Annotated in this window: 10 protein-coding genes; all 10 read left to right on the top strand. The window is 33.3% G+C overall.

What is annotated here, in order from left to right; translation table 11 throughout:
• Positions 1-15 precede the first annotated feature (15 nt).
• A complete protein-coding gene (locus tag MPR_RS13645; protein ID WP_139177121.1) occupies positions 16-6,909 on the top strand; it encodes a beta strand repeat-containing protein in 6,894 nt (2,297 codons plus the stop codon).
• 57 nt (positions 6,910-6,966) lie between these two features.
• A complete protein-coding gene (locus tag MPR_RS13640) occupies positions 6,967-8,259 on the top strand; it encodes a T9SS type B sorting domain-containing protein (RefSeq protein ID WP_041893431.1) in 1,293 nt (430 codons plus the stop codon).
• A gap of 8 nt (positions 8,260-8,267) precedes the next feature.
• Entirely contained in the window at positions 8,268-9,200 is a 933-nt protein-coding gene (locus MPR_RS13635) for a PorP/SprF family type IX secretion system membrane protein (protein WP_041893427.1), read from the top strand.
• Positions 9,201-9,225: 25 nt separating this feature from the next.
• On the top strand, positions 9,226-11,196 hold the full coding sequence (locus MPR_RS13630) for an OmpA family protein (RefSeq protein ID WP_041895550.1): 1,971 nt from the start codon (positions 9,226-9,228) through the stop codon (positions 11,194-11,196).
• 1,019 nt (positions 11,197-12,215) lie between these two features.
• On the top strand, positions 12,216-13,487 hold the full coding sequence (locus tag MPR_RS13625; protein ID WP_041893425.1) for a T9SS type B sorting domain-containing protein: 1,272 nt from the start codon (positions 12,216-12,218) through the stop codon (positions 13,485-13,487).
• Positions 13,488-13,500: 13 nt separating this feature from the next.
• A complete protein-coding gene (locus MPR_RS13620; protein WP_041893420.1) occupies positions 13,501-14,433 on the top strand; it encodes a PorP/SprF family type IX secretion system membrane protein in 933 nt (310 codons plus the stop codon).
• A gap of 35 nt (positions 14,434-14,468) precedes the next feature.
• Positions 14,469-16,460: an OmpA family protein gene (locus MPR_RS13615; RefSeq protein WP_041895548.1), complete on the top strand. Its 1,992-nt coding sequence runs from the start codon at positions 14,469-14,471 to the stop codon at positions 16,458-16,460.
• 299 nt (positions 16,461-16,759) lie between these two features.
• Positions 16,760-18,040, top strand: a complete 1,281-nt coding sequence (locus tag MPR_RS13610; RefSeq protein ID WP_041893418.1) for a T9SS type B sorting domain-containing protein — start codon at positions 16,760-16,762, stop codon at positions 18,038-18,040.
• Positions 18,041-18,053: 13 nt separating this feature from the next.
• Positions 18,054-18,986, top strand: a complete 933-nt coding sequence (locus MPR_RS13605) for a PorP/SprF family type IX secretion system membrane protein (RefSeq protein WP_041893414.1) — start codon at positions 18,054-18,056, stop codon at positions 18,984-18,986.
• A gap of 352 nt (positions 18,987-19,338) precedes the next feature.
• Positions 19,339-21,381 carry an OmpA family protein gene (locus tag MPR_RS13600; protein ID WP_041893412.1) on the top strand — a complete coding sequence of 681 codons (2,043 nt, stop codon included), beginning with the start codon at positions 19,339-19,341 and terminating at the stop codon, positions 21,379-21,381.
• Positions 21,382-21,457 lie beyond the last annotated feature (76 nt).

Here is a 21,457-nt window from a genome sequence, read left to right as displayed (position 1 = left end):
CACAAATATAGAGTTATGAAAAAAAGATTATTATCAGTTGCATTATTGATGGGGACTATGGCTGCTAATGCACAAGTAGGTATTGGTACTGCTACTCCAAACAAATCAGCAGAGTTATTAATTGAATCTAAAAATAGAGGTTTGTTAATTCCTAATGTGGCATTGACTGACACTAAAGATAAAACTACTATTACGAATGGTAACGTACAGAGTTTATTAGTATACGCTACTAAAGAACAAAAAGATATCACACCAGGTTATTACTATTGGGATGTAAACGTATGGAAACGTTTAACTGCTGATGCAGATATTCCTGGAGTTGTTATCAATAAATTCGGAGACATCCTTAAAGGTGGTGATGTAACTAATTTAATAAAGAACATCGTTAAGACTACAGAAGGTAATGTTATTTATGAAGGAGATAAGTTATATCATATAACTAAAGATGGAGATAAAGTAGAGATAAACTTTGACGGTGTTATTAAAGCACATGAGACATTAACTGTATTAGCTTTTGATAAAGCTACAGGTGCTTTAACGTATTCTGATGAGAAGAAAACAGTTACTACTATAGATATTAAAGGAGCTGTTAAGTCATTTGAGACTGTTACTAGTATTACAAACAATGTAGATGCTGGGACACTTATATTTAAAGATGAAGCAGGTAAAGAAACTGTGGTAAGTATTAAAGATCTTGTGAAGAAACATGAGACGATTACTACTTTAGTTCGCGAAGAGGCTGGTAAGTATACTTATACAAATGAAGCTGGTGCTGAATCTAAGATTACTGTTATTGGTGATATTACTGAGGTAATCAAAGGGAAAACAGATATTGATTTATACAATGTATTAAAGCAATTAGTAAACGTAGAACAAACGTTAACTAAGTTAGTTTACAATACTACAGATAGACAATTAGCTTATACTGATGAGCAAAACACTACCCATAATATAGATGTAGATGCATTAGTAAAAGAGAATCAAACTCTAACTACTTTAAACGGTGGTACTAATATTAAAGTAACTGAAGTAAAAGGAACAAACTCTATTTCTTATACACTTGACGTACCTACAGCTACTAAAGAGGTAGCGGGTGTAGTAAAACCAGGTAGTGGTTTAGATGTTGACAAAGACGGTAACTTAACAGTTAACTTAGAAACAGCATTAAATGGTAAAGACCTTACAGGTAACGATATTATTGTGGTTACAGATGGTAAAGGAGCTGTATTAAAAACAACTGCTTTAAGCGTTAACGAAAAAGCAATTAAGTTAGAAAACTTAGGAGGCACATTAAATCTTACACAGCTTCAAGCTGGTAATGCAGGAGATGTATTAGTAGTAAATAAAGATGGAAAGATAGTATGGTCTGCTAAAGATGCAGTAACTTCTAATAGTTTAGTATTAAACGGTACGGAATTAATTTCTACAGTTAATGGAGTGCCTGCTACTCAAACATTAAAAGATAAATTAACTACTGAAATGCTTAAAGATGGATCAGTTACAGTTGAGAAATTAGAAGCAGGTGAAGGAAATGAAGGTAAAGTGCCAGTAGCACAAGCTGATGGAACAGTAGTATATCAAAATATTTCGTCTACTAATGTAGATGGTAAAGCATTAACATCTGCTAATGAGTTAATGACTGTGTCTAATACAGCAGGAGTAGTATTAAAAGATGTTGTATTAACTATTAACCAAACTAAGTTTGAGTTAAACAAAATTGGTGGTACACTTCAGTTGACTCAAATCGAAAAAGGTGGTGTAGATACTGTATTAGTTACTGAAAAAGACGGTACAGTAAAATGGGTAACGAAAGAAAGTGTTGTTAAAGCTAACGAAACAGTAACTTCTATTGTAGATCATGGTAACGGTACGTTTACATATACAAATGAGAAAAATGTTCCAGTAACATTCGATGCGAATACAGTTAAAGTAGAAGTTAAGGATGGAGTTTATGTTTTCAAGAATAAAAACAAAGAAGGTGAGAATGTAATTACTACTATTGATACAAATGCTATTGCTTCTGGATATAATAATGGTGTTTCTGGTTTAACAGCTGAGAATGTACAAGCTGCTATCGATGAATTAGTGAATAAAATCAATATTGTAGCAGGTACTAAAGGAACATTAAGTTCTACAGATATTACAGTAACTGAAGGAAAAGATGCTTTATTAAAGGATGTTACTTTAGAGATTGCAAAAGGAGCAGTAACAGCAGATAAATTAGGAGCAGATGCTATTGATGCAGGTAAAGTTGCTACTGTAAATAATGATGGAACAGTAAGTTATAATGAAATTAAAGTAGGAGATCTTAAAGAAGCTAAGAACATTACTTCATCAACAATTACTGTTGGTGGAGAAAAAGGTTCTACATTAAAAGATGTTACTTTAGAAATAACAGCAGGAACTAATAAAGGAGATGTTCTAGTTACTGGAGATAATGGTAAGGTAGAGTGGGTATCTAAAAAAGATGCTACATCTAATAAATTAGAAATTGATGGTAACGAATTAGTATCTACTGTAAATGGTGTTGAAGGTAAAACAGATTTAACTCAAGCTATCACAACTCCAATGCTGAAAGATGGTGCAGTTACTTCTGAGAAATTAAATGCAGGTACGGGTGTTGATAACAGAGTAGCTGTTGCTGATGCTAAAGGTAATGTAACTTATCAAGAAGTTTCAGGGAAATCTCTAAACGGTAAAGCTTTAACTTCTGGATCTATTACTGTATTAGGTGGAAATAAAGCATTATTAGATGCTACTCAAATCGATGTTACAGGTGGTAAAAACAAAGGTGATGTTTTAGTTACAACAGAAAAACCATTGAAAGATGCTGCTAATAATGATGTAGTTGTTGATGGTAAGACTGTATTTGTAACAGAGTGGGTTCCTGCTAATGAATTAGGAAATACAGTTACTGCAGGTAATGGATTGACTAAAACAACTGATGGTAAGATTGAATTAGGTGGTGCTTTAGATAAAGATACTGTAATAAAAGTACAATCAGGTAAAGAGCTTGCAATCGAAGGTTTACATAACTTAGGAGATAAGGTTGATTCTACATCTGATAAATTAGTTGTGGCTGATGCTAACGGAGTTTTAAAACAAACTTCTACAAAAGATATCATTGCTGATGCAATTGCAAAAGGAAATGATGGAACTCCAGAAAATGAGTTAAAAGCAAAAGGAATTACTGGTACAGGAATTACTGTAACAGGTGGAACTAATGCTACATTAAAAGATGTTACTCTTGCTATAACTCCTGGTACTGCAGGACAAGTAATGATTACTTCTAAAGATGGTTTAACAACTACTTGGATTGATCAAAATGATATCCTTACAAATAACACGACTAACGAGTTGACATCTACAGGGAATACAATGACATCTATAGTTAATGGTGTTCCTTCAAAAACAGCTGATATTGTAAATTCAATTGGAAATTCTCTTGATAAAGACAATAAGTTAGTTACTACTGTTAATGATAAGGCAGGAGAAGGTTTAGATTTAACTCCAGCTATCCAAGCAGGACAAAAAACAACTACAGTAAAAGAAGGTTCTAATAAAGTTACTGTTGTTGGCACAACTACTGGTAAAAATACTGAGTATGTAGTTGATGTTGATGAGGCTAAATTAAGCTTACAAAATATAGGAGGACAGGTTACTAATAACCAAATCCAAGGAGGAAATGAAGGTGATGTATTAGTAAGTACAACTGATGATAAAGGAAATCTTATTACTAAATGGGTAACTAAAGCAGAAGCTACGACAAATAAATTAGAAGTTGTTGGTAACGAATTAGTATCTACAGTAAATGGAGTTGAAGGTAAAACAGATTTAACAGATAAGATTTCTAATGGAATGTTACAGTCTGGTTCTGTTACAGCAGATAAATTAGGAGCAGATGCTATTGATGCAGGTAAGGTTGCTACTGTAAATGCTGATGGAACGGTTAGTTACAAGGAAATTAAAGTAGGAGATATTAAAGATGCTAAGAACATTACTTCATCAACAATTACTGTTGGAGGAGAAAAAGGTTCTACATTAAAAGATGTTACTTTAGAAATAACAGCAGGAACTAATAAAGGAGATGTTCTAGTTACTGGAGATAATGGTAAGGTAGAGTGGATATCTAAAGTAGATGCCACGTCTAATACATTAGAAACTAAAGGAGATAAACTAGTTTCTACAGTTAATGGTAAGCCAGCTGAGTTAAAATTAGAAGGGGATGTAATACTTAAAGACGGTAAAACGGAAGTTTCTAAATTACAAGGAAATGATTTAGTCACTACTAAAGTACAAGATGGAGAAGTATTATCATTTGAAGGTGGTCAATGGATTAATAAAGTACCAACAGTTAACACGGATAATGTAACGAATGGTAAAGCATTAACTTCTACTGAGAAGACTATTGCTATCAAAGGCGAAGGAGCAACAGCTTTATTAAAAGATGTTCAGATTGACGTTGCAGATAATGCAATTACTTCTGCTAAGATTATAGATGGTGAGGTTAAAACAGCAGATTTAGCAGATAAGAATGTAACAGCTGATAAATTAGGAGCAGATGCTATTGATGCAGGTAAAGTTGCTACTGTAAATGCTGATGGAACGGTTAGTTACAAGGAAATTAAAGTAGGAGATATTAAAGATGCTAAGAACATTACTTCATCAACAATTACTGTTGGAGGAGAAAAAGGTTCTACATTAAAAGATGTTACTTTAGAAATAACAGCTGGTACAAATAAAGGCGATGTATTAGTTACTGGGGATAATGGTAAGGTAGAGTGGGTATCTAAAGTAGATGCTACAACTAATACACTAGCTAAAAAAGATGGTACTAATGGAAATACGATTGTTTCTACAGTAAATGGTGTGCCAGCAGAAATCGCTTTAGTTGATAAAGTTGAAAATAAAGTTGATGGAACTACAATTACAACTGTTGTAAATGGAGTAGAGTCTACATCTGTTGATTTGACTTCAGTTATCGAAGCAGGACAAAAAACAACATCAGTTAAAAATGGTTCTGATAAAGTAACAGTTGTTACAACAGGAGCTGGAACAAAAGATAAAAATACAGAGTATACTGTTGATGTTGATGAGGCTAAATTAAGTTTACAAAATATCGGAGGGCAGGTTACTAATAACCAAATCCAAGGAGGTAAAGAAGGTGATGTATTAGTTACTGTAAAAGAAGGTGAAAAAATGATCACTAAATGGATAACTAAAGCAGACGCTACAACAAATAAATTAGGAGTTGTTGGTAATGAATTAGTTTCTACAGTGAATGGTGTAGAGGGAAGAACAGATTTAACAGATAAGATTTCTAATGAAATGTTACAAGGAGGTTCTGTTACTTCAGATAAATTATCTGCAGGTGAAGGGGATGATAATAGAGTAGCTGTTGCTGATAAAGAAGGTAATGTTACATACAAAACTCAAAAAGAAATAATAGAAGGTAATACTTCTAATAAATTAGAATTAACAGGAAATAGTTTAACAAGTACAGTAAACGGAAAATCATCAACTGTTACTTTAACAGACGCAAGTATTGTTTCTTCTAAAGGAATTACAGGTACAGGAATCACTGTAACAGGTGGAGCTAATGCTACATTAAAAGATGTTACTTTAGAAATAACGGCAGGAACTAATAAAGGAGATGTTCTAGTTACTGGGGATAATGGTAAGGTAGAGTGGGTATCTAAAGTAGATGCTACATCTAATACATTAGAAGCTAAAGGAGATAAACTAGTATCTACAGTTAATGGTAAACCAGCTGAGTTAAAATTAGAAGGGGATGTAATACTTAAAGATGGTAAAACAGAAGTTTCTAAATTACAAGGAATAGAGTTAGATGCGAAAGATCCTAAAGTTGGAAATGTATTAGTATTTGATGGAGATAAGTGGGTTAATAAAACACCAAGTGTAGATGCTTCTAATGTTGGAGAAGGTAAAGCTTTATCTTCTACTGAGAACACAATTACAATCTCTGCTAATGGAGCAACGTCATTGTTAAAAGATGTTCAGATTGATGTTACTAATGGAGCTATTAATGAAGATAAATTAGCTACTAATGCAGTTACTTCTGATAAAATAAAAGATGGAGCTGTAACGACAGATAAAATTACAGGAGGAGATAATAACCAAGTATTAACTACTGTAGGTACAGGAGAAAATGCTAAAGTAGAATGGAAAAAACCAACTGTTAATACAACTGATATTACAGGAAAAGGTAACTTAACATCTGCTACAGAGGAATTACTAACTGTTAAAGATGGTACAGGAGTAGTGCTTCAGAATGTTTCTTTAGCTGTGAATGAAGGAAACTTTAATATTTCTAATATGAAAGGTGACTTAACAGTTAATAGAATAGAAGGAGGTAAACCTAATCAGGTATTAGTTACAGAAGGAGATAAAGTAACTTGGGTAGATAATAAAACATTTGTTCAAGCAAACCAAGAGAAAGTAGTAGTTAAGCCAGCGGATGGAAAAGTAAATAACAGTAATGTAATTGTTACTCCTGGTACGAATCCAACAACAGGTGAAAAAGAATACACAGTAGATGTGAAAGCAGCTATGCCTAAAGTATTCTATATGCCTCCAGTAATGTTTGATACGTCTAAACAAGGAAAGGGAAAAACAAGAAACTTATACAATGAGTATGTAGCTATGTTCGGTGGTGCGGGAGCTATAGTAGATACACCTATTGAGGGAACAAGACCTCCAATGGTTCAGTCTGATGCTAGTGCAACTATCCCTGTATACAAGAAAGAAGATTTAAACTTCTTTGTACCATACTATGATCCTGCTGTATTCACTAATGTGAAAGTAGATAAAGATGGTGTATTGACTTATGATATTATCAAGAAAGCAAAATACGGAGCTTTCATGACTGTGGTATTTGTAGTAAAATAATAAACCTAAATAACTGTGCTAGTCTCGCACTAGCACAGTATTTAAAAACTGAAAACTATGCAATCAAAAAAAATATATAAATCAGTTGCCTTATTAGGTTTAGCATTGCCAGCTACAGTAGTAGCACAGCAAGCTAAGAAAGACCAAGTAATGGTAAACCAAGGAAAGATTTCAGTAGCAGAAGGTGGTGTAATGTCTACTATCTATGATTTTGACAATACAAAAGAAGGGTATGTAAAGAATGATGGAACGGTTTATTACTACAGCAACTTTAACAATGACAATATTTACGATCACAGTACAAGTGCCAAAGGTTCAAAAGCTGTGTTCACTCCTTTTGAAGAAGCAAAAGGAGCTCAACATATCACAGGAAGCCAACCTTCTAATTTCTTTGATGTAGTACTAGACAACTCTACTAAAGACATGGCCTTTGACCTAAAGAACGAGGCTAACGTAAGAGGTAGTGTAGACTTTAAAGACGGTATCATTAAGGTAGACTCATTAGCAGGGATGCTAACCTTCCACCAAGGAGCGAAAGCACTTAAGCCTACAGATAGAAGCCATGCAGAAGGATATGTAGAGAAGATAGGTAATGAGGAGTTCCAATATCCTAAAGGAGATAAAGGACTATACCGTTATGCTAGAATCACTGCTCCAGATCATGTAAAGGATGCGTATGAAGGGAAGTATAACTTAGATGATAAGAACTTCTTTAGAGCGCGTAGTGCAAAATCAGGAGTGATTAACTTACTAGATGAGCGCGAATACTGGACAGTAGATAAAGGAAGTGATAATAGTAAAGGAGACATCATGCTGACACTAAGTTGGGATGAGCGTACTACACCTAAAGAGTTATTAGTGAACCCAGAGAAAGAATTACACATCGTACGCTGGGATGCTAAGCAACAACTTTGGGTAGACGAAGGAGGAGTAGTAGATCTAGAGAAGAAAGAGATCACTACGCCTACTAGTGTTAAGGGGTACGGATTCTTTACATTAGCTACTGTGAATACAGACTTGATCTTAGACGGAGATATCGTTATTTATAACCTTGTTTCTCCTGATGGAGATGGTAAGAATGATTACTTCATCATAGATAATATCAACAGATTCCCTAATAATACAGTAGAAATTTATAACCGTTGGGGAGTTAAGGTATTTGACACGAAGAGTTATGACAGTGCAGGTAATGTGTTTAGAGGATACTCTGATGGACGTGTTACTATAAATAAAGGTGAGAAATTACCTACAGGTACTTATTTCTACATCGTGAGTTATGAGTATAAAGACGCTAGCGGTTCGCGTATGATTAAGAAATCGGGTTACCTACATTTAGAAAGCAATAAGTAAGAGAATATATGAATATTCAACAAAACATAAAGAAAATCGGAATCAGCCTATTCGCCTTAGGCTGCTTTTCTCAAATGCAAGCTCAACAAGATCCACAGTATACACAGTATATGTATAATGCTAATATGATCAACCCTGCTTATGCAGGTAGTAGAGGAACGCTGAACGTGTTTGGGATGTACAGAACACAGTGGGTAGGACTAGATGGAGCACCTAAGACAGCGAATGTATCTGTGTCTACACCTCTTGGAGAAAGTGGATTAGGTCTAGGAGTGAACTTTACGAATGATCGTCTAGGAGCGATGGATGAGAATAATATCTCTGTAGATTTAGCTTATGCTATTGACTTAAATGCTGATTATAAATTAGCATTCGGTTTGAAAGGAACAGCTAATCTATTAAGTGTTGATTATACAAAGCTTAATATCCACAATCCTACAGACCCTGTAAGTCAAGAGAATCTAAACAACAAGTTTAATCCAAATATTGGAGCAGGGGTTTATCTATACTCTGACAAAGCTTATGTAGGGTTATCAGTTCCGAACTTCTTGACTACGGATCGCTACGATGATAATGATATCACGACGATGCGTCAGAAGATGCACTTCTACTTAATGGGAGGGTATGTATTCGATGTGAGTGAGAATTTATTGTTTAAGCCAGCCGCTTTAGTTAAGGCAGTAAGTGGAGCACCATTACAAGTAGATTTGACAGCTAACTTTTTGTTGTATGACAAGTTTACTTTAGGAGCGGCTTATCGTTGGGATGCTTCAGTGAGTGCATTGGCAGGATTCCAGGTAAATGATAATTTATTTGTAGGATATTCTTATGACTTTGAGACTACTGCGCTTCAACGTTATAACTCAGGATCACACGAGATCTTCTTAAGATTCGAATTATTTAACCGTCGTAGTACAATTAATGCTCCTCGTTTCTTCTAATAAGAGAGGACTTAAGAAAACAAGTATGAAAAAACAGCTATTGAAAATAAGCTTATTGACAATGTTGCTTTTCGTAGGTATTAGTACTTATGGACAGAAAGTAGCAGAGAAGAAAGCGGATAAAGAATATCAAACCCAAGCTTACGTAGATGCGATCAAGATCTATGAACGCATAGCTAGCAAAGGATACACCAATGCTGATATGCTGAAGAAGTTAGCGGATGCATATTACTTTAATGGAAAATTAATAGAAGCAAATCAGTGGTATACTGAATTGTTTGAAGGTCAATACGAAGATAAAGGTAAAGAAGTGTTACCATCAGAATATTATTATCGTTACGCACAGACACTAAAAGCTGTAGAGAACTATGATAAGTCAAAACTGATGATGGAAGAGTTCTCTAAACTAGAGGCAAACGATTCTAGAGCACAGCTTTTTGAATCTAGTAAAGACCGTTATCTAAAAGAGATAGAAAATAACTCTGATCGATACGAACTAAAGAATATAAGTGTGAACACTGCATATTCAGATTATGGAGCAGCTTTATTAGGAAATCAGTTGATTTATACTTCTGCTCGTAATACAGAACATCAGTCAGGAAAGAGATTACACGAATGGACGAACGAGAGTTTTACAAGTTTATACAGTAGTGTGATTAATGCAGACGGTACTTTTGAAGAACCAGTGAAGTTTGCACCTGAGTTAGACACTAAAGTAAATGAAGCAACAGCTGTATTTACTTCTGACGGGAAGACGATGTATTTTACACGTAATAATACAAGTGTAAAAGGGAAGAGAAGATTAAATAAAGAGCATTCAACTTTATTAAAAATATATAAAGCGACTTTATCAGAAGAAGGTAAATGGGAGAATGTAGAAGAGTTGCCGTTTAACTCGGATAACTATAATACAGCTCACCCAGCTTTAACACCAGATGATAAATGGTTATACTTCTCTTCAGACAGAGAAGGTACTTTAGGACAATCTGATATCTTCAGAGTAGCATTATATCCTACAGGAGAATATGGTAAAGTAGAGAATATAGGGAATAAAGTAAACACAGCAGGTAGAGAGACATTTCCATTTATATCTAAAGATCACTTCTTGTTCTTTAGTTCTGATGGACACCCAGGACTTGGTGGTTTAGATGTATTCGTGACGAAGATTAATGTAGATGGAAGTGTAGGTCAAGTGACAAATATGGGAACACCTATTAATAGTAGCACAGATGATTTTGCATTCTATATTGATAGTAAGACACGCAAAGGATTCGTTAGTTCTAATAGAGTGAATGGTGTAGGAGGAGATGATATTTACTTCTTTATGCAGAAAGTATGTCACCAGAGTCTAGAAGGTATTGTGTTTGATAAAGATACTCAAGAGGTATTAGCCAATGCTAAAGTAACTGTGTATGATAACTCATATAAAGTAATCGGAGAAATTATCACTGATGATAAGGGATATTATAGAATAGATGATCTAGAGTGTAGAGGAAAGTATCGTCTAAAAGCAGTAGCGGATAAGTATAATACTGAAGAAGTAAGTGTACAATTAGACGCTGTAGCTGGAGGAGTTAAAAAACAAGATATTCCTTTAGAGAAAACAGAGAAACCTATTGCTAAAGATGATGATCTATTTAAGAAATTAAAACTGAATCCAATCTACTTTGATTTTGATAAATCAAATATTCGTAGAGATGCATCTATTGAATTAATGAAAGTGGTAGAAGTATTAAAAGAGTATCCTACTATGAAGATAGATGTTCGTTCTCATACAGATAGTAGAGGAAACGATGATTATAACTTAAGATTGTCTGATCGCAGAGCGAAGTCTACAGTACAGTGGATTATCAGCCAAGGTATCGAAGCAAGCCGAGTGACAGGACAAGGATATGGTGAGACACAATTACAGAATAAGTGTAGTAATGGAGTACCATGTACAGTAGAAGAACATCAGTTAAATAGACGTAGTGAATTTATTGTTACAGAATTGTAATATAATGACTTAAGTCTACGTTTATACTATATTATAATTGTTCTTAAAAACAACAAAACAATTTTTTTTTCGACCGATCCTGCTGTAGGATTTAAAACTAACAGCATTAGCCACTAAAAGCTCCCGTAAGGGAGCTTTTTTTATTTGTAGTATTTGCATTGACTATGTTTATCATTTTTGCCTTAAGCCTTGTTATCAGTACATCATCGTGCGATATACTATAGTATTAGAGGTTAATTTGGATGTATTAGACATAAGTAGTATGGTAGCGATCTATTATGAGATTGTGATAATATAATTGATCATATTCCATTTGATACGATGTTTATAGGCTATTGATGGGGTAGTGGTCGCATACTTTTATCCCTTTTTTATGCGAGCAGTATCCCATAACTATGCGACCACTATGCGATCACTGTTGATTAGAAATGTCTCGTCCTACTATAGCTGTACAGTTTTTTTAGGACGAGGCACCTCTTCTTTTTTTTAACCTAATGTCTTGTTAGAGAGTTTTTTATTGGTGGCTTATTTGGTGTGAGAGACATAAAAAGATAAAATATTTCATTAGTTAGAAACTTATGTTCTGTTTACTTAGGGGGATTTCTATATTTTGTTAGCCTTTAGTTTATGGATTTATGCTGAGCAATGTTTTTTAGGGTTTTAAGTGATTGATTGTTTGAATATTAATGTGCTAACCTGTTTGTAAAGCTGTTTTTAGCTTTTTTATTTGGTTTAAGAGTTTGAAAAAGAATGTTTTTCAAATATTTAAATTGTATTAAACAAGTTTTTTGTGTGATTAATAAGCTTTTTTGGATTCAATATGGGGATTGTTTTGATTTAAAATCATTAGAAGTAGAATTTTTTTATTAATAATTGTTTAATCTATAGAATGTTAAAAAATGTTTTTTAATTGATTATTAAATGTTAATTTTATTTTTAATTTTGTTATTTGTTATAATGTTTGCTTTTAGTATGTGTATATCTGTAAATTTTGTATAAATAAGTGTAAAAAAAATGATATGAAAAAAGAGGGTGTATTGAAGTTTGTACTGTTTTCTAGTGTGGTTTTGTCTTTTTCTATGGCATCAGCACAAGAGAAAGCAGAGCTTTATAATACAGGAAAAATGTCCGTATCTGCTAATGAAGTTTTATTTGTAAGTGGAGAGTTTGTTAATAGTACCCAAGGAGATTTTGTAAATTCTGGAGATATCTATTTTTTAGATGATTTTAGTAATACAGGAGCCTTTGTTTTTTCACGTTCAGTTAAGGCAAGTCAGGTATTCTTTGAACAATTGAGTGAAGCTAAAGCAAAACAAAAGATATCAGGGGGAGCAAATTCCACTTTGTTTGAAGATGTAATCTTTAATAGTAATGGAATAGATTTAGAGAATGAAATAAGTATTGCTGGTAAAGCTTATTTTGAGCGTGGTCATGTAGTTGTAAATACTCCATTATCAGGAAGTATTACTTTTTTAGAAAGTTCAAGTGTAGAGGCTGTAGGCGATGAGAGTCATGTAGTTGGTATGGCTGATCTAGATGCAAAAAAAGAAATGGAAATGCCTATAGGTGATGGAACATATTACCGTCCTATTACTTTAGGAGAGAGTAGTGGGTTACAAAATTTATTTCAAACTCAATATAAACGTGTAAATCCTTTAGAAGGTCGAGCACATACTGTTAAGAATGCGATTGTAGATATAAATAATGAGGAATATTGGGAAGTAAAGAATGAAGCAACTAATGGGGCTATCATCTTAACTTTAAGTTGGAATGAACAAACTACACCATCTTTTTTATTGACTAATCCGGAGAAGAGTTTACATATTGTTCGTTGGGATGATAAGGGGTTGAAATGGATTGATTTAGGAGGTATAGTTGATGTGTCGACTAAGACTGTAAAAACTCCTGTTGTAGTGGATGCTCAAGGTGTTTTTACATTGGCATTAGTGGATGCAGATTATAATTCAGAATTAAAGATCTATAATGCAGTTTCACCTGATGGAGATGGAAAGAATGATTATTTTATTATAGAAAATATAGATAAGTATCCTAATAATTCGGTTCAGATTGTAAACCGTTGGGGAAGTAAAGTTTTTGATACGACTAAGTATGATCCAACTGGGGATGGTAATGTTAATGTATTTAGAGGTAAGGCGGAGGGAAAAGGAGTGTTGTTAAGTGGTAATTTACCTTCAGGAACGTATTATTATATAGTGAAGTATGAGGTTCAAACTGCAAAAGGATCAGAATGGATAACAAAGACAGGCTATTTACATTTAGAAAATAACTAGAAAAAAGATTGTAATGAAAATAAGAAAAGGTATACAACTAGGAGTATTATTCTCGTTGATGATGTTAGGAGCGTCATCAGCATATGGACAACAAGACCCACAGTACACGCATTATATGTATAATACATCTAATATTAATCCAGCTTATACAGGATCTCGAGGAGTGTTAAATGTATTCGGTATGTATCGTACGCAATGGGTAGGATTAGATGGTGCGCCACAAACGGCTAATATTTCTATTGATACACCATTGGGTAATAATGGATTGTCAGGAGGAATTAACTATACAAATGATCGTATAGGAGCAATGTCAGAGAATAATTTCTCGTTAAACTTGGCTTATGCAGTAGATTTGAATGATACTTATAAGTTGGCATTTGGGTTAAAGGCAACAGCAAATTTGTTAGATGTAGATTATACTAAGTTAGATATTTATGATCCTAATGATCCAATGTTCTTAGAGAATATTAATAATAAGTTTAATCCAAATATTGGAGCGGGGTTGTATTTGTATTCAGATAAATCTTATTTAGGAGTATCTGTACCAAACTTCCTGACAACAGATCGTTCAAAGAATGAGGGAAAGGAGTTGATGCGTCAGAAGATGCACTTCTACTTAATGGGGGGATATGTGTTTGAGTTGAATCCGAGTTTGAAGTTTAAACCAGCGTTCTTATTAAAGACAGTAGAGGGAGCGCCTATGCAAGTAGACTTGACGGCGAACTTCTTGATTGTAGATAAGTTTACTATTGGAGCTGCTTATAGATGGGATTCATCAGTTAGTGCATTGGCAGGATTCCAAGTAAACGATGGGTTGTTTATTGGATATTCTTATGATGCGGATACATCTAAATTATCTAGATATAATTCAGGTTCGCATGAGATCTTTTTAAGATTTGACTTGTTTAACAAATACAACAAAGTTAGTACAGCTCGTTTCTTCTAAGAGCGATGCAGATGTTGAAAAAAAATTATAGGTTTATGGAGAAAATACTATCTAAACAAATTACAATAATCTTATTGTTGTTTGGTATTACTGCGATAGCACAGAATATTAAAACAGCAAAATATGGAGATCTTTTATTTGAGAACTTATCGTTTAGTGATGCGATTAAAAGTTATGAAGCAGCAATAAAAAGAGGAGAAACTAGTCAAGAAGTTTATAGAAATCTTGCAGATGCTTATTATAATAATGGGATGTATAGAGATGCTAATAAATGGTATAGTAAGATACTAAGTAGTGCTGAAGTGAGTTCAGAATTTGTTTCTGCTGATATTTATTTTCGATATGTACAGACGTTAAAAAGTGAAGGGGATTATGTAGAGTCGGACAAGATTATGGATTTGATGGCAGATAAGTTTAAAGAAGATCTTCGTGTTAAACTATATCTTGCAGATAAGAAATATTTAGAGACGATTAAGTTAAATCCTAGCGCATTTACTGCTACATTAATGGATAATGTGAATACAACGTACTCTGAGTATGGTGCAGCTATGTATAAAGGACATATTATATTCGCATCATCTCAGAATAGGACGGATTATTATCCAGGTATTCACAGTTGGACTAATGATCCTTTTACAAAACTGTATGCAGCACCTGTTTATATAGATGGATATGTAGGAGAGTCTAAGCCATTCTCTAAACAGATAGAAGGGAAATTAAATGAATCTACACCTACTTTCTCTCTTGATGGACAAACGATGTATTTCTCTAGTAATAATAGAGATCCATTAAAGAAACAAGAAGGGATTATTAAAGTAGAGCTATATAAAGCTACTTTAGATAGTAAAAAGAAATGGTCTAATGTAGAACGTTTGTCATTTAACTCTTTGAATTCAATTACAGCGCATCCTGCTATTAGTCCAGATGGTAAGTGGTTATATTTCGTATCAGATCGCGAGGGGTCTTACGGACAGTCAGATTTATATAGAGTAGAGATATTAGAAAATGGAAGTTTTGGAAGTCCTGAGAATTTAGGAAATAAGATTAATACAGAAGGGAGAGAGAGTTTTCCTTTTATAAGCACAAATAATGTATTGTATTTTGCTTCTGATGGACGTCCAGGATTTGGAGGATTAGATATTTATGGAGTGAAGATTAATGAGGATAATTCATTTGGAGAAGTAATTAATCTTGGGGATTCAGTAAATAGTAATTATGACGATTTTGCTTTTTATCTAGATCCTAATTGTAAGTTTGGTTTTATGACCTCAAATAGACCTGATGGAGTTGGTAAGGATGATTTATACTTTATCCGTGAGATAGATGGTATAGATATGGAACTCTACCAAAGTATAAAAGGTAAGGTATATGATATTTTAAGTTCAAATGGAATATCAGGAGCTAAGGTGTCTTTATATGATAACAATCGCAAGTTAATAGAAGAAGTATCTACAAGCGCTCAAGGAGAGTATGAGTTTAAGGATAAGTTAGGTTCTGTTAGTTTTACTGTAGGTGTGGATAAAGAGGGATATAATACAATAGAACTTGGTTTGCCAGCATTAAATAAAGCTAATGGAGCTGTACTTGATTTTGGATTAGAAGGAGGTTCTGGTGCTTCTGTAGATACAATGATACCAGGAGTAGAAATTAAGAAAGGGGACGACTTATTTAAAGTCTTAAAATTAAATGCTATTTATTTTGATTTAGGTAAATATAATATTCGCCCTGATGCAGAAAGAGAACTATATAAAATATTAGAAGTGTTAAGGAAGTACCCAAGTATGCGTATCGATGTACGTTCACACACAGATATTTCAGGATCAGACGGATTTAATTACCAATTATCTCAAAGACGTGCAGAGTCTACTATAAACTGGTTAGTAAATAGAGGAGTTAGTCGTAGTAGGTTGACAGGTAGAGGCTTTGGTTCTTCTATGTTAGTTAATGATTGTTATAGAGGGGTTCCATGTCCTGCGTATAAACATCAAGAGAATAGAAGAAGTGAATTTGTAGTAGAAGATTTGTAAAAACAATAAATAATATGAAAGCTCCTAAGTTTATAGGAGCTTTTTTTATTCTTCTAAATTAAGAATGTATTATTAATAATCAATATGATTTTTTTTTGAATTAATTCTTTATTTTATGCTTTTATTTGGCTTTAAAAATATCTTTTAACTTTTTTAGTAATTTATTTTATAATAGTTAAATAATATTAGTTAGTTTTTTATTAAATTGTTAATTTTGTTATGATTTTGTGGTTGGAGTTTATCAGCCATAATCTATAAAAATGTTTATGAAAAGAAAATTGTAACTAATAAAAATGTTTATGAAAAGAAAATACTTGAATTTAAGAAAATTAACACCTGTACTTGTATTCGGAGCTTCTTGCGTAGTACAAGCGCAGGTGAGTACTTCTCTTAATTTACATAATAGAGGAGATGTTTTTGTCTCACCAGATGAGATGTTATCTATCAAGGGGGCATTCAGTAACACTAAGGATGCTACCTTTATAAATAATGGAGAAGTTCATTTTTTTGATGATTTTACCAATGAAGGTAGCTTTATGTTTTCAAAATCAACTAAGGCTAGTAAGGTTTTCTTTGAACAGTTAGAAATAGCCCAAGCTAAGCATAAGATAAGCGGAGGAGAGAATACAACTTTCTTAGAAGATGTGATTTTTAACACAGAAGGACTAGATCTGACTACTGAGATTAGTATTGCTGGAAAAGCGTTGTTTGAACGTGGACATGTTGTTGTTAATGCGCCGTTATCAGGAGCTATCACTTTCTTAGAAGGTTCAAGTATTGATAAGGTAAGTAATGATAGTCACGTAGTTGGATTTGCTGATCGTGAAGGTAAACAGGAACAAATAATGCCTGTCGGAGATGGGACCTATTATCGTCCAATTACATTTGGAGAAAGTAAGGGAGCTAAAGATTTGTTCCAAACACAATATAAGCGTTCAAATCCGCTAGTAGGAAGAGCTCATTCAGAGAAGAATGCGATTGTAGAGATAAATAATGCAGAATATTGGGAAGTTAATAGTAAAGTATCAGATGCAGGAGTTATCTTGACATTGAGCTGGAATGAACAAACTACACCTGCTAGCTTATTGTTAACTCCAGAGAAGAATTTACATATTGTTCGTTGGGATGTAAGTAACTTAAAATGGGAAGATGTTGGAGGGATTGTGGATGTATCGACGAAGACAGTAAGAACACCAATGACTGTAAATACCAATGGTATTTTTACACTCGGAATTGTAAACGGTGATTATAATACAGAGATTAAGATTTATAATGCGGTATCACCTGATGGAGACGGAATGAATGACTACTTCATCATTGATAACATTGATAAATATCCAAATAATAGTGTTCAGATTGTAAACCGTTGGGGAGGTAAGGTTTATTCGACAAATAACTATGACCGCAATGGTGACGGAAGTATGAATGTGTTTAGAGGCGAAGCAGAAGGAAAAGGAGTGTTGTTAAGTGGTAAGTTACCATCAGGAACTTACTATTATATTGTTAAGTATGAGGTTCAAACTGCAAAAGGATCAGAAATGATAACTAAAACAGGTTATTTACACTTAGAGAATAATTAGAAAAAAGATTGCAATGAAAATAAGAAAAGGTATACAACTAGGAGTATTATTCTCGTTGATGATTTTAGGATCGTCAGCAGTATATGGACAGCAAGACCCACAGTACACGCATTATATGTATAATACATCTAATATTAATCCAGCTTATACAGGATCTCGAGGAGTGTTAAATGTATTTGGGATGTATCGTACACAATGGGTAGGATTAGATGGTGCTCCACAAACGGCTAATATCTCTATCGATACACCATTAGGTAATAATGGATTGTCAGGAGGAATTAACTATACAAATGATCGTATAGGAGCAATGTCAGAGAATAATTTCTCGTTAAACTTGGCTTATGCAGTAGATTTGAATGATACTTATAAGTTGGCATTTGGGTTAAAGGCAACAGCAAATTTGTTAGATGTAGATTATACTAAGTTAGATATTTATGATCCTAATGATCCAATGTTCTTAGAGAATATTAATAATAAGTTTAATCCAAATATTGGAGCGGGGTTGTATTTGTATTCAGATAAATCTTATTTAGGAATATCTGTACCAAACTTCCTGACAACAGATCGTTCAAAGAATGAAGGTAAGGAGTTGATGCGTCAGAAGATGCACTTTTATTTAATGGGAGGATATGTTTTTGAGTTGAATCCGAGTTTGAAGTTTAAACCAGCTTTTTTATTAAAGACAGTGGAGGGTGCTCCTATGCAAGTAGACTTAACAGCGAACTTCTTGATTGTAGATAAATTTACTGTTGGAGCTGCTTATAGATGGGATTCATCAGTTAGTGCATTGGCTGGCTTCCAAGTAAATGATGGGTTATTTATTGGATATTCTTATGATGCGGATACATCTAAATTATCTAGATATAATTCAGGTTCGCATGAGATCTTTTTAAGATTTGATTTGTTTAACAAATACAACAAAGTTAGTACAGCTCGTTTCTTCTAAGAAGGAATAATAGTAGAGCTGCTTTTAAGGAAAAGAGAAAATTGATAAAATATTACAATTAATTACAATAAAATAAACGATATAGTGAATATTAGGAATGTGTAAGTATGTTTTTTAATGTTAAAAAATATGTACTTATTCGTGATTTGGTGTTGTTTGTTTTTAAAAGGTGTAATTTCTGGATTAGAGGTGGTAAATAGATAAAATGGATTTATGACACTGTTTAATTTTGAATATTTTCTTTTTGTATAATTTTGTGTCAATGATTTTAAAAAAGCTTTTTTTAGAAAAAAACTTCTTTAGAATACTTATAAAAGACAGCTAACTTGGTAAAAAAAGTACATTTAATATTATGAAAAAAAATATTTATAAGTTAGGGATAGCGACTCTATTCGGAATGTTTTCTACATTTGGAATAGCACAGGATTCCTATATAAAGAAAGCAAATTCTCAAATAGAGAAGATGGCCTATGCAGAGGCTATCAAGACCTATGAAAAGTTGCTTTCGAAGAAGGGAGAGAAGAATACAGAGATTTTATCTAATTTATCGAAAGCATATTATGAGAATGGAATGTATTTAGAAGCAAACCATTGGTATAGCATTTTGTTCGAAGATGTAAAAACTCCAGAAGGAATTACTGATATTGATGCTTTTTATAAATATGTGCAGACAATTAGAACAACAGGGGATTACGTTTTAGCAAATGCTAAAATGGACTTGTTGGCTGATAAAGCACCTGAAGATGGAAGGGTTAAGAAATATTTGAGTGATCCAAATTATTTAGAAGAAGTTAATACTAATAGAGACGGATATAGAATAAAACTACTAAATAGTATAAATACTGCTGGTTCAGAATATGGAGCTGCTTTATATAAAGGAGAAATAGTGTATTCTTCTTCAACTAACCAAAAAGGTAAACATAAAGGTAAACATGGGTGGACAAACGATCCTTATACTAAATTGTTTTCTGCTCCAGTGCGTATTGATGGTTATATAGGCGATGTGAAATCGTTTGCAAAGAAACTAGATGGTAAGTATAATGAAGCAAATGCTATTTTTACAGCAGACTCTAGAGCTATGTATTTTTCTAGTAATAATAGGGAAGATAAAAATGTACGTTATTCTGATAAAGTTTTAATGGTAAGTTTATATCGTGCTTATTCTTTAGGGCAGAATAAATGGGGAGATGTGGAGAAATTAAGTATTAATGTTGATAATGCTAGTACTGCTCATCCTGCACTTAGTCCTGATCAAGATTGGTTGTATTTTTCTTCAGATAGACCTGGAGGTTATGGACAATCAGATTTATATCGTGTAAGGTTATTTGGAGATGGTACTTTAGGTACTCCAGAAAACTTAGGTAACTTGATTAATACAGAAGGAAGAGAGAGTTTTCCTTTCGTTAGTTCAGATAATGTATTATATTTTGCATCTGATGGGCATCCTGGTTTAGGAGGCTTAGACTTATATGGAGTACAGATTTATGATGATGGATCTTTTGGTGAAGTAGTGAATTTAGGAAATTCTATCAATAGTTCTTATGATGATTTTGCGATGTATTTAGATCCCGAAGCTAAATTTGGATTTATTACTTCGAATAGACCAAATGGTAATGGAAAAGATGATCTTTATTTTGTGAAAATGAAAGAAGGCACTGAGTTGAATATCGCTCAAGAAATTAGAGGTAGAGTGACTGATAAAACGAGTAAACGCCCAATATTAGATGCTTTTGTATTCTTATATGATAGTAAACATAGAATGATTGAAGAAACCGAAGTTGATAAACGTGGTGAGTATTCGTTTAAAGACGTTAAGGTTAATAGAGATTACTACGTTGCGGTTAAGGCTAAAGGGTATAAATCAGAAGAGGTGTCTGTAGAAGATGTTAATAGAAATGATTCTATTGAGGTTGACTTTGAATTAGAAAGAAGTAAAACATTTTCATCTATAGATTACCCTATATATGATGATGGTAATGAATATACAGAATCTAAAAGAAATAATCAAGGTCATCCAAGAATCGGAGATGATCTAGGTAAGCTTACTGATTTAGCACCAATATATTTCAATAATGATAGTTCTGTTATTAGAAATGATGCACAATTAGAATTGTCTAAAGTGGCATCTATTATGATGACTAACCCTACATTGAAATTAGAAGTTCGTTCATACACTTCTAGTGTTGGTCCTGATGAGTATAACTTAAGATTATCAGAACGTCGTGCAGATCAGACAGTAGATTGGTTAGTGCGTCAAGGAGTAAATAGATTGAGATTAAGAGGTGTAGGTTATGGAGAAAGAGGAATTATCAATCGTTGTAAAAACAATGTTCCTTGTAGTGAAAGAGAACACCAAGAGAATAGAAGAAGTGAGTTTATAATCACAGATTTATAATAGATTAAAAGGTTGGATATATTCCAACCTTTTTTTTATCACATAATTAAAGTTTTTTGTTGGAGGTGAAGTGTTT

The sequence above is a fragment of the Myroides profundi genome, from assembly GCF_000833025.1.
Lineage (GTDB): Bacteria > Bacteroidota > Bacteroidia > Flavobacteriales > Flavobacteriaceae > Flavobacterium > Flavobacterium profundi_A.
Note: the sequence above shows the minus strand (reverse complement) of the source record. Positions and strands in the feature narration are given on the sequence as shown.

Excerpts from the sequence above, each read along its gene's own strand:
- MPR_RS13630 (WP_041895550.1), top strand. The coding sequence starts at position 9,226 with ATGAAAAAACAGCTATTGAAAATAAGCTTATTGACAATGTTGCTTTTC.
- MPR_RS13620 (WP_041893420.1), top strand. The coding sequence starts at position 13,501 with ATGAAAATAAGAAAAGGTATACAACTAGGAGTATTATTCTCGTTGATG.
- MPR_RS13625 (WP_041893425.1), top strand. The coding sequence starts at position 12,216 with ATGAAAAAAGAGGGTGTATTGAAGTTTGTACTGTTTTCTAGTGTGGTT.
- MPR_RS13610 (WP_041893418.1), top strand. The coding sequence starts at position 16,760 with ATGAAAAGAAAATACTTGAATTTAAGAAAATTAACACCTGTACTTGTA.
- MPR_RS13635 (WP_041893427.1), top strand. The coding sequence starts at position 8,268 with ATGAATATTCAACAAAACATAAAGAAAATCGGAATCAGCCTATTCGCC.
- MPR_RS13640 (WP_041893431.1), top strand. The coding sequence starts at position 6,967 with ATGCAATCAAAAAAAATATATAAATCAGTTGCCTTATTAGGTTTAGCA.
- MPR_RS13615 (WP_041895548.1), top strand. The coding sequence starts at position 14,469 with ATGGAGAAAATACTATCTAAACAAATTACAATAATCTTATTGTTGTTT.
- MPR_RS13600 (WP_041893412.1), top strand. The coding sequence starts at position 19,339 with ATGAAAAAAAATATTTATAAGTTAGGGATAGCGACTCTATTCGGAATG.
- MPR_RS13645 (WP_139177121.1), top strand. The coding sequence starts at position 16 with ATGAAAAAAAGATTATTATCAGTTGCATTATTGATGGGGACTATGGCT.
- MPR_RS13605 (WP_041893414.1), top strand. The coding sequence starts at position 18,054 with ATGAAAATAAGAAAAGGTATACAACTAGGAGTATTATTCTCGTTGATG.